The sequence below is a fragment of the Stenotrophomonas sp. GD04054 genome (genome assembly GCF_029836955.1).
GTDB lineage: Bacteria > Pseudomonadota > Gammaproteobacteria > Xanthomonadales > Xanthomonadaceae > Stenotrophomonas > Stenotrophomonas maltophilia_A.
Map to the genome: position 1 here is coordinate 30,801 of NZ_JAOECR010000005.1, position 25,077 is coordinate 55,877.

General features: G+C 61.8%; 28 protein-coding genes. 4 read left to right on the top strand and 24 right to left on the bottom strand.

Annotation, left to right across the window (positions count from 1 at the left end; translation table 11 throughout):
* Window positions 1–15 precede the first annotated feature (15 nt).
* Together N7573_RS04670 and N7573_RS04675 are read left to right on the top strand one after the other, a co-directional pair.
* A complete protein-coding gene (locus N7573_RS04670; protein ID WP_279911897.1) occupies window positions 16–1,707 on the top strand; it encodes a YadA-like family protein in 1,692 nt (563 codons plus the stop codon).
* Window positions 1,708–1,839: 132 nt separating this feature from the next.
* Window positions 1,840–2,319, top strand: a complete 480-nt coding sequence (locus tag N7573_RS04675) for a GIY-YIG nuclease family protein (RefSeq protein ID WP_197643907.1) — start codon at window positions 1,840–1,842, stop codon at window positions 2,317–2,319.
* A 162-nt stretch (window positions 2,320–2,481) separates the two neighbouring features.
* On the opposite strand, the gene N7573_RS04680 is transcribed toward N7573_RS04675, so the two are convergent.
* Window positions 2,482–4,296, bottom strand: a complete 1,815-nt coding sequence (locus tag N7573_RS04680) for an AAA family ATPase (protein ID WP_279911896.1) — start codon at window positions 4,294–4,296, stop codon at window positions 2,482–2,484.
* Window positions 4,297–4,371: 75 nt separating this feature from the next.
* On the bottom strand, window positions 4,372–5,457 hold the full coding sequence (mobF, locus tag N7573_RS04685) for a MobF family relaxase (protein ID WP_279911894.1): 1,086 nt from the start codon (window positions 5,455–5,457) through the stop codon (window positions 4,372–4,374).
* Between the two features lie 76 nt (window positions 5,458–5,533).
* On the opposite strand from mobF, the gene N7573_RS04690 reads away from it, so the two are divergent.
* The gene (locus N7573_RS04690; RefSeq protein ID WP_049433957.1) at window positions 5,534–6,037 is read left to right on the top strand and encodes a GIY-YIG nuclease family protein; all 504 of its coding nucleotides are present in this window, start codon (window positions 5,534–5,536) and stop codon (window positions 6,035–6,037) included.
* 1 nt (window position 6,038) lies between these two features.
* On the opposite strand, the gene N7573_RS04695 is transcribed toward N7573_RS04690, so the two are convergent.
* From N7573_RS04695 to N7573_RS04735, 9 genes are all read right to left on the bottom strand, one after another.
* Window positions 6,039–7,949: a type IV secretion system DNA-binding domain-containing protein gene (locus N7573_RS04695; protein ID WP_279911893.1), complete on the bottom strand. Its 1,911-nt coding sequence runs from the start codon at window positions 7,947–7,949 to the stop codon at window positions 6,039–6,041.
* A complete protein-coding gene (locus N7573_RS04700; RefSeq protein ID WP_279911892.1) occupies window positions 7,927–8,997 on the bottom strand; it encodes an ankyrin repeat domain-containing protein in 1,071 nt (356 codons plus the stop codon). Before N7573_RS04700 ends, N7573_RS04695 begins: the two co-directional genes overlap by 23 nt.
* 144 nt (window positions 8,998–9,141) lie before the next feature.
* Complete coding sequence (locus tag N7573_RS04705; protein ID WP_254918208.1) at window positions 9,142–9,264, bottom strand: hypothetical protein; 123 nt, start codon at window positions 9,262–9,264, stop codon at window positions 9,142–9,144.
* A gap of 246 nt (window positions 9,265–9,510) precedes the next feature.
* Window positions 9,511–10,041: a hypothetical protein gene (locus tag N7573_RS04710; RefSeq protein ID WP_164086874.1), complete on the bottom strand. Its 531-nt coding sequence runs from the start codon at window positions 10,039–10,041 to the stop codon at window positions 9,511–9,513.
* A gap of 85 nt (window positions 10,042–10,126) precedes the next feature.
* Window positions 10,127–13,141 (bottom strand): TraM recognition domain-containing protein, encoded by a 3,015-nt coding sequence (locus tag N7573_RS04715; RefSeq protein WP_279911891.1) that lies wholly within the window; start codon window positions 13,139–13,141, stop codon window positions 10,127–10,129.
* Between the two features lie 2 nt (window positions 13,142–13,143).
* Window positions 13,144–13,638: a hypothetical protein gene (locus N7573_RS04720; RefSeq protein ID WP_180860193.1), complete on the bottom strand. Its 495-nt coding sequence runs from the start codon at window positions 13,636–13,638 to the stop codon at window positions 13,144–13,146.
* 64 nt (window positions 13,639–13,702) lie between these two features.
* Window positions 13,703–14,851 (bottom strand): hypothetical protein, encoded by a 1,149-nt coding sequence (locus tag N7573_RS04725; RefSeq protein ID WP_057502222.1) that lies wholly within the window; start codon window positions 14,849–14,851, stop codon window positions 13,703–13,705.
* A 66-nt stretch (window positions 14,852–14,917) separates the two neighbouring features.
* On the bottom strand, window positions 14,918–15,529 hold the full coding sequence (locus N7573_RS04730) for a hypothetical protein (protein WP_164086872.1): 612 nt from the start codon (window positions 15,527–15,529) through the stop codon (window positions 14,918–14,920).
* A 35-nt stretch (window positions 15,530–15,564) separates the two neighbouring features.
* Window positions 15,565–15,903 carry a hypothetical protein gene (locus tag N7573_RS04735; protein WP_136191681.1) on the bottom strand — a complete coding sequence of 113 codons (339 nt, stop codon included), beginning with the start codon at window positions 15,901–15,903 and terminating at the stop codon, window positions 15,565–15,567.
* A 1,087-nt stretch (window positions 15,904–16,990) separates the two neighbouring features.
* Between N7573_RS04735 and N7573_RS04740 the strand changes: the two genes are divergently transcribed.
* Window positions 16,991–18,040 (top strand): hypothetical protein, encoded by a 1,050-nt coding sequence (locus N7573_RS04740; protein WP_164089638.1) that lies wholly within the window; start codon window positions 16,991–16,993, stop codon window positions 18,038–18,040.
* Window positions 18,041–18,061: 21 nt separating this feature from the next.
* On the opposite strand, the gene N7573_RS04745 is transcribed toward N7573_RS04740, so the two are convergent.
* The 13 genes from N7573_RS04745 to N7573_RS04805 form a co-directional block, all read right to left on the bottom strand.
* Window positions 18,062–18,850 carry a hypothetical protein gene (locus tag N7573_RS04745; protein ID WP_164089637.1) on the bottom strand — a complete coding sequence of 263 codons (789 nt, stop codon included), beginning with the start codon at window positions 18,848–18,850 and terminating at the stop codon, window positions 18,062–18,064.
* A gap of 50 nt (window positions 18,851–18,900) precedes the next feature.
* The gene (locus N7573_RS04750; protein ID WP_164089636.1) at window positions 18,901–19,242 is read right to left on the bottom strand and encodes a hypothetical protein; all 342 of its coding nucleotides are present in this window, start codon (window positions 19,240–19,242) and stop codon (window positions 18,901–18,903) included.
* Between the two features lie 90 nt (window positions 19,243–19,332).
* A complete protein-coding gene (locus tag N7573_RS04755; protein WP_279911889.1) occupies window positions 19,333–19,614 on the bottom strand; it encodes a hypothetical protein in 282 nt (93 codons plus the stop codon).
* Window positions 19,615–20,108: 494 nt separating this feature from the next.
* Complete coding sequence (locus N7573_RS04760; RefSeq protein ID WP_279912794.1) at window positions 20,109–20,468, bottom strand: hypothetical protein; 360 nt, start codon at window positions 20,466–20,468, stop codon at window positions 20,109–20,111.
* Window positions 20,458–20,673 (bottom strand): hypothetical protein, encoded by a 216-nt coding sequence (locus tag N7573_RS04765; RefSeq protein WP_024957697.1) that lies wholly within the window; start codon window positions 20,671–20,673, stop codon window positions 20,458–20,460. The genes N7573_RS04760 and N7573_RS04765 overlap by 11 nt, the downstream gene beginning before the upstream one ends.
* The gene (locus N7573_RS04770) at window positions 20,660–20,878 is read right to left on the bottom strand and encodes a hypothetical protein (protein WP_024957698.1); all 219 of its coding nucleotides are present in this window, start codon (window positions 20,876–20,878) and stop codon (window positions 20,660–20,662) included. Before N7573_RS04770 ends, N7573_RS04765 begins: the two co-directional genes overlap by 14 nt.
* A 338-nt stretch (window positions 20,879–21,216) precedes the next feature.
* Window positions 21,217–21,441: a hypothetical protein gene (locus N7573_RS04775; RefSeq protein WP_279912795.1), complete on the bottom strand. Its 225-nt coding sequence runs from the start codon at window positions 21,439–21,441 to the stop codon at window positions 21,217–21,219.
* A 320-nt stretch (window positions 21,442–21,761) separates the two neighbouring features.
* A complete protein-coding gene (locus N7573_RS04780; RefSeq protein ID WP_164089635.1) occupies window positions 21,762–22,325 on the bottom strand; it encodes a hypothetical protein in 564 nt (187 codons plus the stop codon).
* 11 nt (window positions 22,326–22,336) lie between these two features.
* On the bottom strand, window positions 22,337–22,924 hold the full coding sequence (locus tag N7573_RS04785) for a ParA family protein (protein WP_279912796.1): 588 nt from the start codon (window positions 22,922–22,924) through the stop codon (window positions 22,337–22,339).
* A gap of 197 nt (window positions 22,925–23,121) precedes the next feature.
* Window positions 23,122–23,595, bottom strand: coding sequence for a hypothetical protein (locus tag N7573_RS04790; protein ID WP_164089633.1), 474 nt, complete (start codon window positions 23,593–23,595; stop codon window positions 23,122–23,124).
* Window positions 23,592–23,819: a hypothetical protein gene (locus N7573_RS04795; protein ID WP_164089632.1), complete on the bottom strand. Its 228-nt coding sequence runs from the start codon at window positions 23,817–23,819 to the stop codon at window positions 23,592–23,594. The genes N7573_RS04790 and N7573_RS04795 overlap by 4 nt, the downstream gene beginning before the upstream one ends.
* Window positions 23,816–24,043, bottom strand: a complete 228-nt coding sequence (locus N7573_RS04800) for a hypothetical protein (protein WP_140222678.1) — start codon at window positions 24,041–24,043, stop codon at window positions 23,816–23,818. The genes N7573_RS04795 and N7573_RS04800 overlap by 4 nt, the downstream gene beginning before the upstream one ends.
* A gap of 568 nt (window positions 24,044–24,611) precedes the next feature.
* Window positions 24,612–24,839 (bottom strand): hypothetical protein, encoded by a 228-nt coding sequence (locus N7573_RS04805; RefSeq protein ID WP_049452612.1) that lies wholly within the window; start codon window positions 24,837–24,839, stop codon window positions 24,612–24,614.
* Between the last annotated feature and the right edge of the window lie 238 nt (window positions 24,840–25,077).

The following is a 25,077-nucleotide window of genomic DNA, read 5'->3' on the forward strand; positions in this document are numbered from 1 at the left end:
ACTCGGAGGGTTTTCATGGCTTCGCTTCGCATTTCGATTTTGACGGCTTTGATGGGGGCCGCGTTGTTTTCCTCACCATCGTTTGCTCAAACCGCCACGGGGACCGGGGCCACGGCTTCGGACCCCAACTCGACGGCGACCGGGGAATACGCCCAAGCCTTAGCCCCGAATGCCACTGCAACGGGTGCCTATGCCAATGCCTCCGGGAACGGGGCCGTCGCCACCGGTGTTCAAGCCACCGCCTCCGCAGACAACGCGGTGGCGTCGGGCACGAATGCCCAAGCGTCCGGCGCGAACTCCATTGCGACGGGCCAAGCCGCGAATGCCACGGCGGTGAACGCCGTTGCGGTAGGCACGCTGAGCTACGCCGGGGGCGAAGCGGCCATGGCCCTAGGAGCGCAATCCGCGGCTACCGGCGTCCATTCGTTGGCGGCCGGCGTGCAGTCACAAGCCAGTGGAGACCTGTCCATGTCGATGGGCTACTTCAGCCGGTCGCGAGGCAGCGCATCAATCGCGCAAGGCAACTTGGCCCAAGCCAATGCCGATCATGCCGTCGCCATTGGCTCCTCTACGGTCGCCGACGCGCGCCAGTCTGTCGCACTGGGCACCGGGGCTGAAGCGCGCGGGCAAGACTGCGTTGCCTTGGGCTCTCATAGCCGCTGCTGGGCCAGTGACGAAGTCAGCGTGGGATCCACGTATGAGGACGGGGGCCAGAGCACCCGCCGAATCACGAACGTTCGGGCCGGCACCTCAGACACCGACGTCGCAAACCTCGGACAGGTCCGTCAGGCGGCCCAAGCGCTGGGCGGTGGTGCCACGTTCGTTAACGGCAACTTTGTCGCGCCCATTTATCAGTTCCGCAGCGGTGCCACGCATCAAACTGTGGGAGCCGCTTTGGACGACCTGGATGGACGGGTGACTTTCCTTGAACAAAACCCAGGCAGCGGTTCCGGCACGCCCGGCCCGCGCGGCGCAGATGGGTTAAGCGCCTACGAGGTGGCGTTGGCCAACGGCTTCCAAGGCAATGAACAAGATTGGCTGGCAAGCCTGAAAGGGGAGCCAGGGGTCCAAGGACCTGCCGGCACGGATGGGGTGGACGGAGCCACCGGGACCGGCTCGGGCTCGATTGCAAAGGCGGGCAAGAACGTCGAAGTCACCACGAACGCGGACGGAAGCCAAACCGTTGCAGTCAGCGACAACGTGCAACTGTCGGACGCTGGGTCGCTGAGCGTCGGCTCGACCGCGGTCAATGCCCAAGGCGTCTCCATTCAAGGTGGTCCCTCGGTTACGACTGCGGGAGTCAATGCCGGCAATCAACGCGTGACCAACGTTGCTCCGGGGCGCATCGAGCGCGACTCCACGGATGCCGTGAACGGTGGGCAGGTCTACGAAATGCAGCAGGTGTGGGATGACCGCTGGACGGAAACCGACCGCCGCTTCCGTCACCAAGATCGCCGAATCAATGGCCTGGGGGCGCAGATGGGCGCGATGACCCAGATGGCGACGGCTGCTGCGCAGAACGGCGGGGCTGCCATCGGCCAGGTGAACCTGAATGTCGGCGTTGGCTTCTCGGGTGGCAGTGCTGCAATGGCCGTGGGCTGGGGAGCACGAGTCAGCGAGAAGGTCAGCGTCTCGGCGGGCCTGTCCTTCGGCTCTGGCAACAAGCCGGTGGCCGGGTTCGGCCTGAGCATCAACCTGGGGCGTTAAACGATTGCGTGGTGGAAAACGGAGGTGATCGTATCTCGGCAAGGGCCCTTCGGGGCCTTTGTTCGTGGCGAGCCTTGACGAATCGGATCTTTCTTTTATGGGTATGTAGGTATACCCATCTTGGGAGGACCTTTGAACTGGAAACGCAATCAGAAATACCTGTCCCGCCCACGCCATCTCTACGGCTTGTTCTTTGACAACGGGTGCTGCTACGTGGGGCAGACCGTCGACTTAAACCAACGCGAGCAGCAGCACCGCAGCGCTCGTGGGGGCTGGCAGGGGCGCCGATTCTCGTTCGTGCCGCTGTCGAGCATGACCGGCACCCAAGCCGATGCGGAGGCTCACGAATACGCTTGGCGTTACAAAGCCTTTCAGCATGGCTGGCGAATCTATAGCAAGCCACCGGGCATTCTTATCCGCGATCCCCGCAGGCGCACCACTGGTTACATGAAGTCCTTGGCGGCGGGGTATGCGTGGCCCGAGGCGGTTCCGCGCCGCTCGGCGGGGGCCCCGTCGTCCCTGGCTTGGGGGTTCTTCAAATGGCTGTTCCTCTACCCCTTCCTTTTCGGCGTGGCGGTGATAGTGCTGCAGGCCTTGGTCATGGCCCAGTAAAGCAAGGGCCCCGGCGGAAGCCGCGGGCCGCCCCTGCCCCACCCTCCATGCGCTTTTGACGTTGCTTTGGTGTCAAAAAGAACGCGGCCAGTGGCCGCGCCTCAAAGCAAAAGCAGTGTGGAGAGAAAAGCACATGGGCGGCATGGCCGCCCAGCCTGCTGCTCACAACGAGAAGCCCTGCGTGTGTTTCGGGGACTGCGCCGGCAGCTTGGGAGAGGCTTGGCGCGCCCGCCGCAACGGCTCCAGCACTTCCAGCAGCCAACGGGCCTTGTGTTCGCTCTCGCTCCTCTGCGGTTTTGGGCGTTCCGCGTGCTCCTTCAGCAGCGCGTCGAGCTTGCCTTGGATGCGCGTTCGCTGAGCGGCTGGGCGTTGAGCGGTGGGGCGTGCAGCTGCCCCAGGGGGCTGGACAACCGGCCGTTGCGGATCGTCTTTCAGTCCCGCGTCGAGCACGGTCGCTTTGAGGCGTTCCATGCCCAGGCGTTCGCTCAACCGCTCCACGTCATCGGACGTCGCATACATGCGGTAGGAACCCTTCGTGAGTCGGGTGTAGGCCACCAGGGCGCTGTGGGCGTCGAGCATGCCCAGGTTCGCCAGGTGGTAGATCTCCCGCTTACCTTGGCCCTGGCTCTTGTGAACCGTCCCGGCATAGGAATGCGTCAGTGCTTTCATTTCGAAGCTGTTGAACGTCAATCGCCGGCCATCGGCCTTGGTCTCCGAGCGAATGGAAACGCTGATGTCGTAGCCGCCCACCCTTGAGGGCTTGATGTTCTCCACCACCGCCTGCGTGCCATTGATGACCCCCAGGTCCTTGTTCTTCGCGGTGAAGACGATCTGATCGCCTTTGGACAACGCCAAGTCGAACTTGCGCCCCTTGTCCCGGGCCTCGATCACCACTTCGTCCTGGCCCAGCTCTCCCCGTTCTTTCAACCCAGCCCGGATGCCCGCATTGAGCGCGGCCACGTCTGCACGGGTGTGGGCGATGACCAACTTCTCCTGCATCGGGGTTGGGTCTTCGAAGTATTCGTGCAGCAAGCGCTCGCGGGCGTCCTTCTCCGTGGCCGTTTCGCGGATGGTGTCGAGCAACCGGGCCTTGATTTCGTTGCCCTTGTCGAGGGTCTGGGCCCGGGAACGGCTGGCCTTTTTCAGATCGATGATCTGACCGCTTTCGTCCGTGGCGTAGAACGACAACGCGGTTTCTCGGTCTTCCTGTTTGCCCTGGCGTCGGATCTCGGTGAGCTTGGCATCGCCGACCGCTTGCTTGGTCAGCTGAAAGCCCGAGCCCGCCCCGATGGGCTGAAGCTGTTCCACGTCCCCCTGCATGATGACCTTCGCCCCCGCCTTGGCCGCGTAGCTGAAAAGCTTGTGGGTGTTGCGCGCATCGACCATGCCTGCCTCGTCCACCACAATGACGTCCGTCTTGCGGAACTGCATCTTTCCGTTGTCCAGGTCATGGAGCATCTGCGCCATGCTCACGCTGGACATGCCGCTTTCCGCCTCCAGCTTCTCGGCCGCGGCGTTGGAAACGCAGACGCCCAGCAACTCGAATCCTTGGGTTTCGTAAGCTGCCCGAAAACACTCACTGATCGTCGTTTTACCGGTTCCGGCGAGCCCGGAAAGATTGACCACGCCCCCGCTGCCCTGGGTGATGTGGTCCAGCGCGTGGCGCTGCTCCTTGGAGAGCTGAAAGCCCTTGGCCTTCTCGTAGTCTTCCACCACCCGGTCCACGTCGGCCTGGGGCACGTGGTGATGGGTTTCCTTGGCTCGCTCAATCGCGAAGGCCACCACCTCCTGCTCGATCTGGAGCATCCACGGGGCGCAGTAGCGCTCCTGGGTATGCCGCCTTGCCAGCGAGTCGCCCTTGTCGTCGTCGTGCAGGCGCATGGGGTTGACCAGCACCAGGCCGTGCTCCTTCTTGAACGCTTCAACCAAGCTGTAGAGCTCTGGCACGGTGACGCTGCCGGCGTATTCCTGGCCCAAGACCTCCAGGAGATTGTGGTCGCAGAAAATGGCGTCCGTCTCGTGGAGCCGCTCCAGCAGTTCTGCCGGGGATTTTTACTCCATTTCGTGCGCGTTGCCCTTGGCTTGCTTCAAGCTTGCCGTGGATACGTCGAAGTCTTTCAGCGTGTCCTGCCAGTGCGCGATCAGCTCGTGGTAGGGCGGCTCGTCCTTGTCTTTGCGCGTGGCCAACGTGGCCTGCTGATTAGACACGTTGTGCTTGGCTGCGTAGGCCAGGATTTCCTTGCGGCGGTTGCCGTAGCGATCCGTCACCTCCTCGTCCAGACCCGCGATCCGAGCGTAGACGCGCCCGGTTTCCTGGCCGTCGTCGTCCAGTTCACGGATGCGGTCCACTCCATACCCCAGCGCCTTCATTCCTTGGTAGAGCTCTGTCTTGTAGACCTCGTCTATGGCTTTGCGGTAGCGGAAGATCTCTTCAGCAGAGAGGCTGGCCTCGCCACCGTCACTGCCCAGGCTGAGGTTGTAAAGCAGGTTGTGGGTGTGGAGGCTGGGCCCCATCTCGCCGGTCGCCTCATCGGTTCGGGCGGCGTAGTGGTGGTGAGAGCTCCAGATCAACCCATCAACCCCGATGACATCCTTGCCGGCCTTGTTGCGGCGAGTTTCGGACATGGCTTCGAAGGCTTCCATCGCCCTCTGGACCGCGTTGCGGTGCGCAGCGTGGATGGCTTCTTGTTCTGCGGGGTCAGAAGCCAGGGCAAACGCCACGCTGACATCCAGCGGCGCGGAAATGGTCATGTCGTAGCCAATGCGATGCCCACCTGCCAAGTAAGTCACGTCTTTGCCGTCCTTCTGTAGCGGCTTCCCCGTCTTGTCCTTCCTCACCCGGATCTGGCCGCGGTCGCCCGCGTTGTGGCATAGCGCACGCCCCGTCTTGGGGTCGAACCCATCGGTCAGTGGGAGCATCAGCTCCTTGGTGGCGCGCTGCTCGGCCAGGCCCAGGTGTTTCGCCAGGCCCCCATAGAACCGGGATTCGGCTCCATCGCTTGGTGCTGGCAAGTCGTAGTAACCCACCACCTGTCGAGCCTTCTCCCTAGCGAGTTCCTGGGCAAGCAGGTAATCAATGGACGCGCAGCCACCCTGGGTTCCGCTGGCATTTCGCTTGAGTGTGGTTCGGTTGATCATGGGTCCCCCAGTGCATGTTCTCTTCCACATGCTTAGCAGAAATGCTCGAATGAGCAATACGGTATAGGGGCTTCACGTGATCTATTTCTTCATAGAAGAGACCAACGAACAGGTAAAGGTTGGACGTGCCAAGAACATTGAGCGACGTCGTAGGAATCTACAGACAGGCAACCCAAGGGAGCTGCAACTCCTAGGGTGGATTCGCACTGATGACGATGTGCGTATCGAAAGGGAAATACATCAACGCCTCAATATCCTCCGTGGTCGAGGCGAGTGGTTTCACATCGACCCAGCTGATGTCCTTCCAATCCTGTCGCACTATGGCATTGACGGCTTCGTAGGGACAACGGAGGACTCATTCGCCATCGTCGGCCATGACCGAGATGGCATACCTGAATACATGGGTGTCTGGAACTGGGGAGACTTGGAGTTCGAGGAGTGCTGCCCTTTTTGCGGGTCTTTCTGCGGCATGCACTTCCAAGACGCTTCTCACATGTATCACTGCATCAACTGCGACCGACTTGAGAGTTTCGAGTTTTTGTCACCGGACTACGGTCGGGAGGATGAGGAGAGCGATTGATCTATTTCCGAAAGATCGCCTCCAGCTCGTCATTTGAAACCGCGCGGAGCTTCGGCGGCGTGGCACCGCGTTTTTGCAGCTCCGCGGCGACCTGGTCGGCGGTCATCTTCAAGACCCGCTGGACCTCTGCGGCGCTCTGCGCGTCGCTCGGGGGCATGGGCTTTTGCTCCACCGGGCGCGCGCCCTGCTTCGTCCACCGTGCCCGCTTCTGTCCATCTCGAACCTTCGGATAGCTCACGCCAGGCCAGTCCAGCAAGAGTGGGTCCCGGCTTGTCTGCACAATGGCCCGGATGCCCCAACCCTCGGAGCCATAGGCGCTGCCATTGCGTGGGCCCAAGTCGTCAGTGAGCCGCCCCGGCGGAACAACGGCTTTCGACTCCTCGTGGACGGTTGCTTTTTCGTCGTGGGTCCGCCAAGCCACGGTGCGCTTGCCTAGGTTCCGGGAGATTTTTTCCCGGGTCTCGCCCACCTGGAGCTGACACACGATGTGTGTGCCGACCAACCCAGAAAACGCCTGAGCCGTCTTGTCACCGTAGACCTTCTCGACTTGGCTCCAGTCCTGCACGGCCATGCAGGCCACCACGCCTTTCGACCTGCCCAGGGCCAGCAACGGCTCGATGTTGAGCTTGCCGGCGGAAGTGAGTTCGTCGAAGAAGAAGCCCAGGAAGCGCCCTGCTTCGTCATCTGGCAGCGAGGGGCCGATGATTTCCGGCACCGCGCAGTTGATCATGGCCGAGATGTAACTGCGCGCCAGCACCTCGTCCGGGCCCGATTGAACGATGACCTGCTTCCGGCCCTCATAGGAATCTTTGATCCAGTCGAGCATCGAGAACATGCGGTCCGGCTTGCGCTCCGGCCACGCCAAGGCCAGGCGCTCGATGACCGCTGTTCCGTTGGCGAGCACGGCCATGCAGCTCGATGTGGTGTTGCTGTCGGGATTGGAGATGAGCGCGGCGGCGCGGGGATAGTGGATTGAAAGCGCTTGGGACATGGGTCCGGCTGGGCGGGCAACCAACGCGGCCAACTCTGCCCACCCCCAGCTCTTGCCCTTCGTGGCCTGGAGTTCGCGCACGCACCCTTCCAGCAAGGCTTGCGCCGCAGACGCCCAGAATGCGCCGCTGCCCTCCTCCGGGGGGATGATGCTTTGGGAGAACGCGGCGGCTTGGGTTTGCGTCGCTACGTCCCGGCCAACGTCCCAGATCCAACTGCGTTTGTCGAAGGGGCAGACGATGACCGGGTGCTTAAAAATGGACGTAAAGTCCCCTTTGATGTCGTAGATGAAACTTTTCTTTTTGAGACGGACCGTTTGCTCCAGCAGGTGCTTGAGGATGACGCTCTTACCGCTGCCCACGCTGCCGTAGATGAACATGTGCCGGGCCAGCAGCTTCTTGCTGACCACCCAAGCCGGATGTAGCGACAACGCATGCAGCTCGTCCTCTTGCTCTTTCTTCGTCAGCGAACGGCGACGGGCTTCAGTCAGGGCTTCTTTCCCCTGCAGCAGTTGAGCGCCGGACACATGCCAAGTATTTGAGCGCGGGATGAGTCCCCGTCGTGTCACCCAAGCCGACGCCCACCCTGCCAAGCCCGCCGCAACTCCGACCCGTGCCAACGTGCCAAACGTGGCCTGCTCCTTGGCCACCTCCCAGAATGCAGCGGCAGGCTCTCGGAATGAGATGGTGCCGGTGGCAAGGTTCCCCAGCGCTGCCAGGCTGCCAGTCAGTGCCTGACCGAAGTTCATCAGTGAGTGTGAGGATGGGATTTGCCAGCCCAGCCAGAGCGCGGCCGGATACGTCAGGGCAGCGATGACCGAACCGAAGAGCAACGCTTGGGGCCAGTGGCGAACCTCCCGCGAAGGCTCGATGCTCGACGGGACCGTCCAGCTCCAGCAGTCATAGACCGAGGGCTTGCCCATGCTCCCTCACCCGATGCACGTCCCCCGGCTTGCGGCCGGCGTTGTCGAGCCGCCCGGGGTCCGCGCCTGCGGCCATGAGCTCCAAGCAGCATTGCGCGCGTTTGTGCTTGGCCGCCAAATGTAGGGGAGTCTCCCCACGGGGGTTCCCCAACGCTGGATCCGCGCCGGCCTCAATCAACCGACGAACGATGCTGGGGTGGCCGTGGCGCGCGGCGAGGTGTAGCGGCGTCTCGCCGTTGGCGTCGGGCACATTGGGCTCGGCCTGCATGCGCAAACAGGCCTCCACCCCGTCGAGGTTCCCGGTCGTTGCGTTCTCGCAAAGCCACGTCTGCCAAGGGGCTCCGTATAGCCCCAAGTGCGGGGCGTGCGCATGGGCTGCTGCCAGCACCTGGCTACCATGCATCGTGGTCAGCGCTCCTCCATAGGTTGCCTTGACGTGGTCCGCCGCCAACCGGGCTTGGGCATCGGGGACCTCAAACCGCCGGAGCAGTTGGGCGATGTCCAGAGGCGGCTGAGACGGCAACGGCAGTTCAGGCAGGACTCGGAGGGTCTGGAGCTGCTTCGCTGCGGCACGGTTCGACTGAACCTGGTCGATGGATTCCCGCAGTTCTCTCAACAGCCCATCCCGCTGCTCGGCCGGGAGCAAGGCGTAAGCGGAGGCTAGGGGCTTGTGGCCCAGCACGCCTGCATGGATGGCTGCGTCGAGCGGGTGAGTGGACAGGTCCGGATCGACCTGAAGCAACGCGGCGTGGCCGCCCTGCCCCAGCTCCAGGGAGATGCGGCTGGAGAAACGGCTGGGGGTCATCACCCAGTCAAAACCCGCGTCGGTCTGGGTGTCCAACCCGAAAACCTGGGCCTCTCGGCAAAACCGCGTGGCCAGGTCCAACACTTCCCGCGCATCGGCGGCAGCGGCGGCCTCGTGATGCTTCCCGTAGAACTGGGCCAGCGTCAGGGGGTGGAGAATGGGATGAAGCAACGGCTCGTGGGGACGATTCAAGAAATCGCCCCCACCGGGGTTGCCTACTGGGTTGTCGTGTTGGGGTTCCATCCCCTTTGCATACCGTCTTTTTCGGTTTTGGCAATCAGCAAGCGATCTTGATGATGAAAGCCGCGCCAATCAAAACCCCGGTTTGCAGGAAAAGCGAAACGGTGTGCAGATCCATCTGCTCCAAATCCTCCTTCAACCACGTCATCATGCCAGCAACCCCGCCACGTTGGCGGCCACGTAGCTCACCACCGAAAACGCGCCCAAAGTGATCAACAGGTTCCCCACATTGTCCACGGCATACTCGTAAGCATCGGCAAAAATATACATAGGGACCCCCCCCGGTTGTGTTTAACTGATTACAGCCAACCACATCTCACAAAACTGGCAACCCTGAAAATCTCGATTGATCGACACTTTTGATGTTTAGTCAAAACCTTTCTTCTCTTTTCCAACCCCCACCCCGCCGCTTTTGACGTTTGCTTTTATGGGTAGATCGATCCACTCACAAACAAGGGAACGCGCCCAACAAAAAGGGCCCCGAAGGGCCCTGGATGCGGCGCGGGGAATGGACCGTCATTGACGGTAGATGTTCTTCTGGACTTGGGCCTCGTGCTTGTCCCAGTCGAAGTTCGCCTCATAGCGCTTCATGAAGTCTGCTTCCTTCTTCGCGCTGGCGGCGTAGTGCGCGTAGCCCAACTTACCAGGCCCGATGGTTTGCTGCCGCTGGGCCGCAGTCAGCATGGGGATGTTTTCCCCCAAGGATTGCCCCCCGTCCTTCTGCTGGCGCTTCTGTCGCCATTCGTCCACGGTGCTGAACACCACTTGGGCGTGCTTGTCTTTGGGCGCGTCTTCAGCGCGCTGCTGCACCTGTGCGTGCAAGCGCTCTCGTGCGTCGGTGATCTCGTCGGGCTTGGCTTGCTTGGCCCAGTCCAAAACGGCTTGTTGCTTCTCCTGGATATCGGCCTGGTCCTTCGCCAGCGACTGGTCGAAGACTGCTTTCTTCTGCGGTTGGTGGTCGTTTGGACGCTCTCCGGCCAGCTTGGCTCGCCGTTTATCGCGAGCGCCCAGCAGGTCGTTGAAGACGTCGAAGTGGGCATTGCTCATAAAGTCCTCCTTCAAGGAAATGGATGGTTAGGTCAGCATTGATCGATTTTGGGAAAGGGCAAGGGTTGCCTTGCCCTTTTTGGGCTCAGTCGTTGGGCATCATCTCGGCCAAGTCCGTGCGGCTCACGCCTGCCCGGCAGAGCGAGACAATCGCATTGCCGCGTGCAGCGGTCAGGGCCGGGTATTCCTCTTCCAGGAAGAGCGGCAGGACCTCCCGCTTGCCCCCTGTGGGCATGTCGATGTCCCGTGCCAGCTCCTCTTGGCCCACCGTGTCTTCAGCCCCGACGCGCCATTTGCGCCCCGTCGCCGGATCCACGCGAAGCGCGCTCAAGCGGCCTGCGCCCTGCATCAGCATTTGCTCGTAGGCCGCTGCATAGGGGTGGTTCGGGTCGTTGAGAACGCTGTGGCGGAAGTTGGTCAAGCCACCCGAGAAATCGATGCCACGCGTCGGCTCCTTGAAGGTGGTCAACTGAGCCTTGCCCAGCCGCTTCATCAAGTAGTTGCGTGTGACAAACGAGTGGTTGAGCGCGATGACCGATTGCATGGTGTTGGCCAGCAAATCGGCTTCGTTCTCCGACCCGTAGGTGTTGATAAGGCTGTCGTGGCCCTGCACCGCGATCACCGGCATCAACCCCAGGCTTCGGGAGGTGCTGAAGAGCAGCACGTCGTCCGAAGTCAGCAGCAAATGCGCCTCGTCCATCATCAGCAGCACGTCGGTTTGGCCCGGCAGCATTTCGCGCCACTTGTCGCCGTGCGCCCCGCGTGCCCGAATGCCGTTCATGACACGCTGCTTGAGCAACCGCTGCATCATGTCGCCCGCTTCGCCGAACTGCGTGGGGGGCAGGAACAAGCCCACGAACTTTCCGTAAAGCGCTTGGGAGACGTCCACTTCCCCACGTTCAACGGAATGCCACGGGATGTCATCCGCCGTCCGGAGCTTTTCACCCCGAAGCAGTTTTTCGATGAGCCCCCGCGAGTTCAACGTGAAGGACTGGCGCTGCTCCTTATGCATTGCGGGAACGCCCAGCAATGCCCATTCCAGCGAGCTTTGCAGCTGGGACATGGGACGCAGCAAGTCGGGATGGACGGTCTCGAACCGGGTGGCCAAGCGGTTGTGGTAGTCCCGGGAGTAGGCGGCATAGGCCTCCCGCTCTTCGTCCGTGCTAGACGTATCCGGGCGCTCCAACCCCAACCAGTTCACCAACTCCAGCACGCGAGCGCTGGCAATCTCCCCGCCACGCGGGGTCGGCACCACCTGCTCGACCATCGCCAACAGCTTTGCATGGTGGAATGGGGTGTAGAACCAGTTCCGGGAAGCCTCCGCCACAATCGCGTAAGTGCCCATTTGCTCTTCCACGCGCGCCAGCGCCGCTTCCAGGTCTTCCAAGCCCATGCCGCGCTTCTCCAGCTCTTCCCGCTCCAACAGCATCATCAACCGGGCGTGCTCCAGCCCTTCCAGCTTGGCGATGCAGAAGTTTCGGTAGGCCTGCTCATGCTGGCATGCGGCTTTTAGGATGATGCCGGTGTGGAAGAGGAAGGCGTCGCCACCATCGCTCCAGAGCTTGGACTTCTCATCGACCTTGCCACCGGTCGCGCCGCGAAGAGCCTTGGTGATTTGATCGGGCTCCAGGCCCTCGTAGGGGGCCACCGACATGCCTGCGCGCACGACGATATCAAACGCGTCCTTGCCCAAATCGGAGATGATGGCGCCGTCCTTCGCGTCCAGGATGAGTGCTCCACCCCCGCTGCGCTTCGCATCAAGAACGGTCTCGCCCGCGGCGCTCCCCTTCAGTTCATTCCGCAGTCCTACGGCCAATGCGGACTCGCGATAGCGACGGGCCAACGGCCGCAGCACGCTGAAGGACTTGCCCGAACCGATACGCCCGTAGACGATCAGGCCTTGGGTCAGGTCGCGCCAGGACAGCATCATCACCGTGCCCTTGTCCGGCGCAAAGCCATGGCCGCGGTCGTTCAGGTGACCAGACGCTCGACCCACCTTCAAAAGCGGGGTCTTGTCGCGCAACGCTTCGGCAGCCTGCTGCTCGCGGGCCTTCACGTGGGACTTGGACAGGGCCCCCTGGGTCGCCAGGTTGTTGTCCAAGTTCTGCAGATAGAGGCGAGCGGCCGTTTGAACGAAGTTGCCTTCCGTGAACTGCAGGGCATACATGGCCGCGATCACAAACGCCACGGCCACGCCCATTCCGTCCGGGAGAAGGGAGCCGATCCCCACCAGGGCCAAGATCACCACCATCCACTTCATCATCTGAATGAAGCGCTCGGCGGTTCCGCCCAGCACGCCCCGGTGGGGATGCGAGGCCGCACTCAGGAAGGCCGCGAACAACAGCAGGCCAGGAATGGTCAAGATCAGAAGAACGATGCCCGCCATTTTGGCAAAGCCCGCAGCGACCGCCATCATCCCCGCTCCCGTGTTCATCGGGTCAACCGCTGCTTGCCCCATGCTGGCCGCGTCCACTTGGAGCGCGGACGACAACGCCGCCGAAGCGGTTGCAATCAGCACGGGCAGCACCATCAGGGCCAGGCCCTTGAAGGCTTCCTTCATCCCTTCCGCTTGCTTCAACGCAACAAAGTAAGGAATCGCGGCCAGCAGCACCACGTAACTAAAAGCGCCAATGAGCGAGCCCAAGAAGTATTGAACCGCACCGATCAGCGGGAAGGCCAGATACATCAGCGAGGTTGCAGTGCTGTCGCCGCCCAGCGCCATGTCGTCCCCCAGCACGAAACCTTCGGCACGACGTCCTTCCTTGGTGATGATCATGCGGGCCTGGGTGTTGCGCAGATCCTCCGGAACCTTCGGCCACCACGGATGGAACTGGTCCAGATCCAGTTCTTCGGGCACAACCAGTGCCATCTCTTTCTCGTCGAAAACAGCGCCCGCTTCGACCGCCATGTCTACGTCCTCCGGGGGAACGTCCAGCACGCGGCTCTTCACGCGGTCGCTCACGTCAAAGCGCCCGACCAAGTTTTCGTAGCGGTCATTGCCGTCCAGAATGATTTGCTCCAGCGTGCTCGACGCTTGATCGTCCTTCTTGAACAGCTTGCGGCCAATACCGACCGTCCAATCCATCAGCGATAGCAACATGCTCAGTGCCTCCCGTTGTTGTTGTTGTTGGTTTGAGATAGCGCCTGACACGCCACGATTTCCTGAGGCGTGATGGTGCCGCTCGTCCATTTCTTTTTGCACTCGTTCAACGACAACGAGGGCGCGAGTTGGATCGCCGCCGGCGAAGGGCGTGTTCCTTTCACTTTGTTGACGACCAATGCCCCAAAGCAAAGGGCCACGCACGCGGCGGAGGTGACAAGAAAGCCGGCTTTGGACACATGTTTTTCGCTGGCGTGCCGAACCTGGCTGGCGCGCAGGCCGTCCATCCTCCAGGCATCAAAGTCCTCATCGTTTGCCACCGGCATCTTCCGGTCCGCCCGCAGGTAGTAATACGAGGTCAGGACGTTCTCTCGGCAATCGGAGAGCCCAAATCTTTCTGGGTTACCAATGAAAAATCGCCCATGCAGGTTGAGCCACTTCGATCCGAAGTGGAGCTTTCCGGGCTTTCGATACTGCGTAAACAACCACCCAAACATTTTTCCTCCCATCTTTCATGGATACACATTCTTTCTAGCAAGGCTTTCGATAAGCGCAAGCACCTCACCTGATCTTTTCTGCCCACGCGTCGATATCGCTGTTGGCTTGGTCCTGCCAATCGTTTTTCGGCTCGGGTTTAGCAACAGGCTTGGGGGCCGGCTTGGGCTTTGCAGCTGGTTTCGAAACCGGCACCGGCTTTGACGCCGGGGCAGTTGCCGGGGTCTGGGCCTTAGGTGGCTCTGCCAGCACCGGGGCTTCCACAACCGGGGCAGCGACCGCGGCCTTCTCTTCCACCGGGGCAGTCACGGGCTTGGGCTCCTCGACCTGGGGCGGCGCGGATACAACCGGAGCAACTGGCACGGCGACGGGGGCCGGGGCAGTCACTGCTGCAGCCGGTTTGTCTTGGAGCGGAGCGGTTTCGCTGGAGCGGTGAGTGGTCCACCACGCCAACGCCCCACCCAGCACAAGGACGGCCACGCCCGACCCAGCCAGAAGTTGCCAGCCCTTCTTGTTGCTGGCCTTCGCCGACGCCTCACCGGCCGGATTGGCCTTGAGGGCTTCCGGTTTCACCGGGGCCCGGGTCGACGTCGCCTTGGGGGCCGGTGCCGGGGCTTGAGCTGACTTGCTCGGTTCGGGGTTCGGAACAGACGGGGCCACCAGCTCGGCCGGCACTGGAGCGGCAGGCGTTGCGTCCACGGCTTCACTGACGGCAGGCGCAGGAGCGCTGACCGGCTCTTTGATGACAGGCGCGGGGCCTGCTTCTGGTTCTGGTGTCGGCTCGGGAACCACCTCCTCAACAACCGGCTCGGGCGCTTCGGGAGCGGAATCAGTTTGAACGGGCTCGGGCTCAATCACCCGCGGCTCGGGCTGGGCAGTCGCTTCTTGCTCGACCAACGCTTGGGCGCGCTCGGCCTCCAAGCGCGCGTTCTCGGCGGCTTCGGCTTCCCTGCGCGCCTTGGCCTCTTCCGCACGCCGGGCCAACGCTTCTTGCGCCTCTCGCCCCTTCTCAGCGGCGACCGAGGCCGCTTGCTTGGTTTTGTCTGCCAAGGCTTTGCCAAAACTTGCAGCCAGCCGGCCTGCGGTTTTCAAGTTTTCTTTTGTCGCATCGCTGACGAGCTTCTCCGCGTCCGTGGGCGCGGTGGTCTTGGCTTGTGCTGCTTTGGCGAGCAGCTCGCGCTGCTTGCGTTGTTTGATGAGTTCTTCGGGTGTCATGGTTCCTCCCAGGCGCTTGAAAAAGATTTGAGCCAAGGGGCTTTCGCCCCCCAGCTCTCGGTTGGCTTAGCGAACGTCGGGGATCGGCGAAACCGTGATGGCGTAATCGCCCCGGCCGCACTGGTCATCGACCGTGGCGTTCTGAAGCGCGCCGCGCTTTGCCAGCTCAACGACCGGCACCTGGCACACGGCGGTGTCCGCACCGCTGAAGGAGACCGTCAGCTTTTCCTTGCTCGCCTTCAGGAGCGCGGCCAGCTTGTCCAGCGTGGCAGCGGTCTTGGCACTCACCGGCTGCATGTCAGCGGCCGGATAACGGATGACCAGCTTGTCCAGGGCTTCGGCCTGGCCGTCCTTGGCTTCAACGGTCTTGGTATGCACCTGAGCATCCAGCCCCGCAGCCTTGGCAGCGTCGGCCACTGCTTGGGCTTCCTGGACCTGCGCGCGATACGACGCGACCCCGCCAACGACCGCGCCGGCAGCGCACGCCGTCAGGGCCTTGTCTTTCTTGCCGGTCAGCAGAGCGATGCCTGCACCGGCAGCGCAGCCAATCCCGCCCGCCTTGAACAGGCGCAGCTTGTCGGTCTTCTTCTGGGGTTCGGGCTGGGGGGTGTCCTGGGCAAACGAAAGCCCCGGAGCCAGCAACGCGGCGATGGTGAGAGTGAGGATGAAACGCTTCATGGGTATGCCTCCTTATGAGGTAGTTGGGAAAGGGGTTAGTAGGGCTTGGGAGGCAGGAACGCCGGATTGGCTACCGGCCCACGGCTTGCTGCTTTGGTGGCCGGTTGCTTGGAGAGGGTTTCGGCGTCGGGTTCTTGCTGCGCCAGGAACTGGGAAAACGCTTGAAGGGTTTTCACCACCAGGTCCTCGTTGGCCTGAAGCGCCGCGCTCTGCTCCGCTCGCAAGTCAGCCAGCGCGCTTTCTAGGGCAAGGGCATTCCGCGTTTCGGATTCGCGGACCGTGGCTCGGATGTCGCCCAACGCATCGGACGCCTCCAGCCCCTGAACCACGCCCCGGTTCTTTTCCAAGACCGCCAGGCGCAAATACTTGTTCAAGGAAACGCCTTGCTCTTTCGCGCAATACCGCGCGCTCTCCAACTCATCGGGAGCGATGCTGAAAGATTTGGTTAGAAGCGACGGACGACCCACTTAACCCCCTGCAATGAAAATCCATACCCAATGGATTAGCAGGAGTTTTTGGAAGCGCAAGTGGGCTAAGCCGTTTTTCTGCTGTTTTGCTGGGATGCCGGCCATTTTTCAGCCGAACTGTTGGCCAAGTTGTTAGCCAAGGCTAAAAGAAAGGCGCCGCAAGGCTTGGATGGGTGGAAACGCTGCGCGTTTCTAGCCAAGCCGGAAAAACACTTCAGTGCGACTTGTGTATGGCCTACTCCCTTCACCCTTCGGTAAACCTTGAACGGTGAATGGGCAGCCAATCTCTTTCCCCGCAGTCCTCCCCCCAGTTTTCGTTCCACCGATCTTGCTCTTCCGGTTTTCAGGGGTAGAAGTAAAGGAAAGTCCCAACCCTTAACGAACCCGGAGACCCCAGTGCCCCTCACTCCCGCCACGCTCAGCCGCTCAAAAACGTTTTCGCCAGCCCCCGCAGCCTTCCTCCCCACCCAGCCAGCTCCCCACCTCCCCACCGACTCCGTCCCCCCTGTCTCAAAAATCCGGGACCACCGTTTTCCCCACTCCCGCGCCCTGCCCCTGTTCGCTTTAGTCAAGCGGAGGCCAGCATGGGATCGCGTAAGTGGTTGGGTTCAGTCACGCTGCCGGGGTGTTCGGAAAGCCCTGTCTCCATCCGTTTTAGTCAACTCTGCTTGGGGGTTCGGGTGGTGGAGTGCTGCGGTTCTTGCTTCCCTTTCGGGTGCTTGGAAAGCCTTGAGTCAATCCGTTTTAGTCAAGCGGGCTGACCTTGCTCTCGTTCGCTGTCCCCCGGCTTTCGATCAACGGTTGCGGGTTGAGTGCTGGCCTGGGAACGGATCGGAGAAGCGGGTTGTTGGTTTGAGATCGGCGGTTGTTGGGACGGTTCGACAGGCCCGGAAAAGCGTTTTAGCCAAATCTTTTTCAGGTTCCTGCGCTCCCCCTCTGCCCCTGCCTGGGAATCCGGGTGCCGGGGCTTAGTTGAACGAGTCGGAGGTGCGCCGTGCTTGACCTTGCCCCCTTTGTGGATGCCATCGCCCGAGCGGATGCCCCGCTGGAAGGCAAGGCCAACGGCTGGCAACGCAAAGCTGTCTTGTCCGAGTTCGGCAACGCCTGCGCGTTCTGCTCCGCTCCTCTGGACCTGTCCTCTCCCAAGTCTTGGACGGCTACGTCGCTGGTGCCTGCGCAACTGGGAGGGCCAACTTCCGTGGTCGAAAACTGGGTGCCTGCCTGCCGTTCCTGCGCTGCTGCCAAGGGACTGCGAGACGTGGTTAGCTGGTCGGACTGGCAAGCGTCAGCGGCCCCTGACCGGGTTGCCCTGCTGACGGAGCGGCGGCGCTCTGCGTTGCTGTATGCAGAGAACCACCTCACGCCGTTGAGCCGGCACTCCAAGCGCGAGCGCGTGCTCTCCCACCTGTCGGCGCGTTTCTCAAAGCCCCGCTTCCGGGTCTACGCCTGGTCGGGTGAGATGGATGGGGAGAGCTTAGGCCTGGTGGGCTGGAGCACCCGGTCAGGCGATGCCTTGGCACTGAGCGAGGCCCTGCTGGCGTTACGAATGCGGGACGGGGGCGAGGTGCTGGCAGAGGGCCAGGTGACGCTTCTGCGGGTGCCGGTAGACGCGTTCCTGAGGGCCGTGTGGTCGCTGATTGAAGACCACGGGATCGTCGTGCAGCTGGACGTGCCAGGCGGCGGCCCGCTCGATGCAAACGAGTGGAGAGAGTGCTGGCGCCACCGAGTGATGGACCCTGTCAGTAACCACAAGCGCGTCCCGATGACCGGAGGCCCGTTGCTGCCTCATGCTCCCAAAGTGCTGTCCACCAACCCGGATTCGGTTCGGCGGCTGGCCCAGCTGAAGGCCGCTAAGCGGGCTGACCGGTTGGATGAAGCAGAGCTGGCGTATCGCGGGGCTATGGCCCGGAAGAGCAAATACCTGGAGCGGGTGAAGCGCGGCCTGGAGGCCCCGATGCCGCTGGACGAATACCGGGCGTGGAGCGATGAGGTTAGATCTCTACAGACTGTCTGGGCGCGATTGGTAAACGAGAGCACGGGCTAACGCTCGGCGCGAAATGCTGGCCTATGCACCAATGAGGTATTCGTTGCCCTTGATCTTCTGCAGGTAGGCCCACGTCCCAGACAGCGCCAGGTTCGAGGGGGTTGTTTGCAAGCGGAAGGCGCGATCACGGTAGGCATCGCCCGAGTCGCAGTAGGCGGTGATGAAGTCGTAGCCCTCCTTCCCATGGAAGCGGAACCGATCCCCTTCTACACACTTCAGCAAGGCCTCGGGGAAGCATTCCAGCACCTTGCGCCTCCCGAACTTGACGGTCAGCGTCGGCGGCCCGTCCTCGTCAAACACCACCTCGTATGAGCTTGCCTCGATTTTTAGCAGCTCGGACAGGTGATAGATGGTTCCATAGCCGTCGTTCTCCACCTCACCACACATGATCGCCATGCGAGCCACGGCCGGGAAATGCTCCCAGCGCCAGTTCTGAATCCTGTGGGGATAGGGGAACCAACGCTTCTCCAAGCACTCGGGCACTAGCGCGTGAAGTTTTTTGGCGTTGAACCGTGGGCTCCTTGAAACAATGGAGCCGGCTTGGGCGATCAGACCGCGGATCTGCTCCACGTCGAGGCTCTCCCCTTTCAGCCGCTCATCTGGGATACCGTGTGCCTTGAACGCCTCTTCCGAGGAAGGTCTGGCCACCTCCTGGTAGCCGGTATACATGGCAGCAGGACGCGCTTTGCCGTCCTGCCCCTTCTCGACCAGCACGCACATGATGTGAATGATCGGGTCATCTCGCGTCACGCCAGTTGTGTCGCACTCGACCAGGAGCACGGGGAAGTCGATGGGCTTGATCCTTGCCATGGTTACAGCATCCCTGACGCATGAGGCGGAAGTCGGTCTAAGCCCACATCCTACAGCTCGCCGGCCTCCGCCTCACCATTGGCTTGTTGGTAGAACCACCCTGCATAGGGAGAGTTCTTCACCAAGTGCCGGTTCCAATCCGGCTCCCCGTCCGTCCACCACACCGGGCCACGTTCGCCCAAGCCCGTTTTCGCGCTGTCCACGGCGCGCCGTGCGGCGGCGAGTGCTTCCCCATCCTGGTTGGCTTTTGCTGACTTCACGGCACGCCGGGCGTCCATCAGCTCGTGGACCAGTCGCTCCCTCTGCGGCTCGCTTAGGCCCGGGTTGGTGGTTCGCCAGAGGCGCCCGCGGACGATGAGGTAACGGCCGTCTGGTGTGATGAGGGGATCCATGCTGGGGAGCGTATGGGGTGAGCGGTGACGGGGGAGCAGACAAAAGAAAGGCGGCACCCTGGCCGCCTTTTGTCTCCCCCATGCCTCACCTCACCCAGCTCGTTGCTGCTCCTCACGCCAAGCGTTGAGCAAGGTTTTGAACGTCGGGTTGGCCTTTGTGACAACAAACTCTCGGCCGTCTGCCATCAGTCTATTATCGTTGTGACAGTACGCCTCGTGGACGGCGATCCAGCGAGAGCCCCAAGAGAAGCCCTCTTCCTTTTCGAAGCTGACGGGCTCCAGGGAGACTTCGGAATAGTTTTCCACTAAACCCGGGTTCAGCCCCAAGTCGATCATGACGGATTCTTCGGCAGTGAAAGTATTGTTTTTCATGTTGGTCACCTTTTTGGCCTTTTCGGTCAGCAGTATTGCCTTCCTATGAATCCAGGTTACGACAGGACATAAAAATGTAAACCCTAAAACAACACATTTATTTGACTAAAGTGCAGAACTGACGGGCAGCCGCAGAAAACCCGAAAACCCGAAACGCCTCACATTTCCCGCCCAGCACTGGGCCCGGCGGAAGCCGAGGCCCCACCTGCCTTTTCTCCACCACGCTTTTGCTTTGAGCCGCTTTTGCCGTTGCCTTCTCTCTCCTAGAGCTCAAAAGAACGCGGCCCGGGGCCGCGCCTGAAAAGCCCCCTCCGGGGAGGTTAGGACATGGGCCGGGGCTTCCGCCCCAGCCACCGCTCTACTATCCCCCAACCATCTACCCCTGCCCCCATCAAAGGGGCACCTGCCCCTTCCGAACCAGTGTCCGCCAGACTGCAGACATAAAAAAGGCGACCCTCAGGCCGCCGCTTCCCCTCCCCCGTTTGTTCCCCGCCTCACCTGCTCTGCTCCAGGCACCGGTCAACCAACTGCCGCATCGCCTCGCCCAGCGAGATCCTAGCAGCTCGTGCGTCTTGGATCAGGCTCTTGGCCACCTCTTCAGAAACTTTGGGATCGGGCAGCACCGCGCCGTAGCGCATCCCATCAGACCCATGCTGGGCACGGACCCGGGGCCCGAACGGCTGGCGGATGTCGGCATGGGCGGCCACCAGGGCAGCCAATGCACTGCTGGCCGTGAGCCCCTGCTGGCGAGCGAGAGCCCGGAATGCGGCCGCCTTGGCCGGGGCAATGCGAACCGTGGGCAGCCGGCGCGGGGCCGGCTGCTTGGGTCGGATGGCGTAGGGGTTACGAACCACGAGCGATCTCCTGCAAAACGCTATTGCTCCTCTTTTTTAAATCTTCTTTGTGGAGCTTGAGAAGCTCTCGCATATCTAGGACATGCGCATCGCTTTCAATCAGAACGTTGGATGCATCGACGTAGATCAGCTCTTTCTTCGGTCCAGACAACCGGCGCGGGGCCGGTTGCTTGGATTGGATGGCATAGAGCTTAGGCATCTTCATCCTCGCCCTCCTGTCCGTAGGCCCAAACAAAACGCGTTTCATCCACGATGCGCATGTTGCGCCAGCCCAGTTTCTGCTCCAGATCTTCCATGCCGGCTTCGGCTTCGGCGAGTGTCGAGTATTCCGCGTTGTCGATGGGCTCCCAGTTGCTGCTCCAGCTGTTGGTGGAGTAGTCAGCTTCGATGGTGAAAGTGTTTTTTTGCATGGCGGTTACCTTTTTGGCCTTTTCGGTCAGCGGTATTGCTTTCCTGTAAATCCAGGTTACGACAGGCCCTGAAAATGTAAACTCAAAAACAACACATTTATTTGACTAAAGTGTAGAACTGACGGGCAACCGCAGAAAACACGCAAACCCTGAAACGCCTCACGTTTCCAGCCAAGCACCGGGCCCGGCGGAAGCCGAGGCCCCACCCGCCTTTCCTCCACAACGCTTTTGCTCTAGCCGCTTTTGCCGTTGCTCTTTCCACCCGCCGCCAGCCATAAAAAAGGCGACCCATGGCCGCCTGTCTTTCACTGCCACCCGAGGGATGGCGTAGGACCTGCTCATAGCTCTGCAGCGATTTCCTCGTGATCCAACGCTTCGGAAACCTCGGCCAGGGTGGCATACCCGCGGAGACTGGATTGGTGTTTCCCGTCCGAGAGTTCCCAGCGCGGCATGGCTTCGCAGTTGTTGGCGGCTTCCATTTTGACGTGGAGCTCAGCTTCGGAGAGTCGCAGTCCCAAACGGGCGGCGCGGTTTTCGAGGGTTTGGCGGCGAGGGGTTTTCATGATGAATCCTTGTTTGGTTTTCAGGTCAGCGGTATTGCCTCCCTACAAATCCAGGTTACGACAGGGCATAAAAATGTAAACTCAAAAACAACACATTTGTTTGACTAAAGTGCAGAACTGACGGGCAACCGCAAAAGACACCAAAACCCTGAAACACCTCACACTTCCAGCCAAGCACGGGCCCGGCGGAAGCCGAGGCCCCTCCCGCCTTTTCTCCACAACGCTTTTGCTCTAGCCGCTTTTGCCGTTGCTCTTTCCACCCGCCGCCAGCCATAAAAAAGGCGGCCCATGGCCGCCTGTCGTTCACTACCAACCCAGGGCTACCGTTGTTTCCTCGCCCGCCCCACGATGGCTTTCCGAACCTGTCTCCGCATTGGATCCAGGTCATCGGTTGCCGTGGTCACGACGAGGCGACGCTTGCTCTTTTTGAGCTCCTGGCAAGCCCAGGAAGCCAGCGCAATGAGCGCGGTGGTGAGAATCGGCTGTTCTTCCCCGGTGACGTCCTGAATCTGCTCCCGGAGCTTGGGCGGCACGGTGACCATCGTTCGCTCCACACGCGCCCCGTTCTCGTCGCGGTAGTCGAACATGGTGGAGTCGCGTCCCACGTCCAGATGAACCCTCTGGCCGTCCCGCAGGTAGGGCCGCTCCTCGGAGTAGTCGAAATAGGTTCTCCGCCCAGGCGCGTCCCCTGCAGCCACCATCAGCTCTGCCAGTTGCCCTTCGGAAAACTGGCCCAGATCAATGAGCGGCGCATACGTGCGTTCCGGCTTGGCGTGGACCACTTTCGCGGCCTTGGACAGGTCTTTGCGGGCCGGGGCCTTCTTGGCAACGGCGTTCTTGGCGGGGGTCTTTTGGGCAGCCATGAGGTCCGGCAGGGGCAGCATTGGGATGTCCATCATGCCTTCCCCCGCGCCGGGTTGACCAACCTTTTTTGGATAGCCTGACCTACCCGCAGAATGTCCTCACGCGCCTTATCCACGCCAGCGCCGCGCATGGAGAACACGGTCTCGCCGAGCTCGTAGTAGCTCGCCAACGCCGCCCGCTCGGGAATGACGATGGCGCCTGCCAAGCTGGGATCTTCCAGGCGGCGGCGGTGCTCCGCCCGTTTGAGGTTGACCCGGTTGGCAACCGGCAGGATGGGCTTACCCTGACGTCGCAGCGTGTCGATGGTCCGCAGGTAGACAACGTAGCTGCCGCCGTCGAGCAGCGTTGGGACGAGATAGAGGTCCGCGTCCGGCAACTGGTCTTTCACTGGGGCACTGGGCGGCATGTCCTGGATCTCCAGGTCAAATCCAGGCGAACTTGAGCGACTCACGGTGAACGGGGTTTCCCCGTCGCTCATCGCTGACCAGGCCACGGAACCGCATTGCGGGTCGCGGTCGTTGACGAGCACGCGGGATTGGCCGGCGAACGCGGCGGCGAGGTTGAGCGAAAGCGTGGTGCGCCCCACGCCCCCTTTGAAGCAACAGACAACGAGGCGCATGAGATGGGCTCCTTTTATGGGTAGGTTGTGCAACACATTACGGTGCAAACCTAATCCCGCAAGGGCCGTGCAGCTAGAGGGGTTTAGCCGTGCAGACGTCGGAGGTTCAGCGACCTCAGGCCGCGGCGGGAGCCGTGGCCCACCCTGCCGTTGTCTCCACCCCGCTTTTCGGCGGCGAGCAGCCGCCGGCCTGGGCGTCAGGCCACGGCTTTATGGTTGCGACGGAGGTGGGCGTAGGCGGGGTGAGGCCGATGAAGCGCGGTGTGGGACCATTCGCCTGCCCGTTGGCGTCCAAACCATGCCTGCATGGCCGGGCAAAGAACGCCCCCGCAGACCTCCGCCAGCGTTCGGCCTTCGTCCACCCGTCGCCGCTCCAGCTTCCCCGTGTGCCCCCGTCGCACCACGAACCGCTCCCCAATCCGGACCAGCGGGTTGGCCCCGGCGTCCATGAGCGCTTCGACCATCGCGGCATAGCGCGCCGCCAAGATCCGGTCCGACTGGACGGCCTTGGAGTACATGACGCTCGCGACCGCCAACGGTGTGATCCCAGGATCGCCGGCCACGCCAGCATCGAGGTCGGGCGTCCCCTTGAGTGTGTGCAGCCACCCATAGAAGGCCAGCGGGTCGTTGGTTTGGATGGCCCTGATGAGGCTTTCGGTCCCGGCACTCATTGCCCACCTCCCAGAACCCCGATGAGCACCAGGGCCACCAGCACGATGCTCCACCACGCCTTCGAAACCTCTTGCAGAACGCTTCCTTGGCGATGCTCCGCCGGCAGTTGATAGAAGCGCATCAGGGCGCGCCCGGCGGAGATGGGGTTGGCGACCAGGTCCCGGTAGAACACCGCGGTGCTCAGGACACCGACAAACAGCAGGGCCATGTTCAAAATGCTCATACGAAGCGCTCCTCTTCCTTCTTCCAACGCCGCTCATGGCGGGCGCGGGTGGCCAAGCGCTGGATCCTGCGGTGCTTGTCGGCCAGCTGATTGAGGCCATTGGTGCGGTCCAGGAACCGCGCGGCGGTGTGGAGTTGGAAATGCGCCAGGTCAGTGCTGGCAGGCTCGACGGGATGAATCTTCATGTCGTCACTCTCTTTTTGTGGATAGGTCGGTTTACCCATTAAACCGCTCCTACACACTGATCCAACCACAAGTTCAACCCGTGTCAACCCATTGATTTGAAGCATTTTTGACTAAAAACAGAAACTACTCTCAGGGCTTGCCAGAACGCGGTTCTGTCGCATGTCGACGTGCATGACACGTCACTACTGGCCTCGCCTTCCTGTTAACGCCCCAGGCGTTGGCCTGGTCGAGTGCTGCTCGCACTGGGTTGCCACCGCAATTAGGGCCGCCGCGTTATGGGTCTACCCCCGTGTCGCCATCCGGCTCTACGTGGCGTCGGATGTGGAGAACGTTCGGGATCTGGCCAGCCGTATTGAAGGTTCCCACGGCGTCGCCGGCTCGCTACGCAGCGCCAGCACGATGAACGTTCTCGGGGAGGGGCTCGCTCCCGCCGACTTCCGTCAAACCAGTCTCGTAGTCAGTAGCCTTCCAGGCGATATGTTACGACGCTACAACGTTCAAAAATGCAGTAAGCTCTTGCTCAACCGCCGGATCAGCGCACAGGAAAAACACGGCCTCGTGGTGGTAGGCCTCCGTGAGCGTGGAGTGGATGCTGATTCCTGCGGCTTAGGGGGTTCTCACAAACACGTCGTGCTGGCGCTGCATGCCCGCTTGGTCAGCCTGATCCTGAAGCGCGCGCTTAGCCACCGCCGTCCGCTCAGAGACATGCTCCATTGCAGGGGTTCCGACCCCGCATGCGGTGTAGAAGACCTTGCCCTTGAACGTGGTGCGCCAGACACAAACACTCCCACCATCGCTCAGGGACTGCATGTTAAGAACAAGGCTGCTGATCATCGGAATTCATGGGAAAGGTGGGCCGCAGCTCTCCAAACGACGCCATCCGCTTGGGCGGCTGAGACACGCGGGGAGGGGGCCAGCCCTAGCAGCACCCCCATGGACCGTGGGCGACCTGCCGGCCCAATCGTGGCGGTCATCGTCCAATGGGTGTACCTGTTCCATCACACGTCTCGCGGGATGGGAGCTCCAGCAAGGGAGCGCTCGATCTGTCTGGGGGCCGCCACCGGTATTAAGG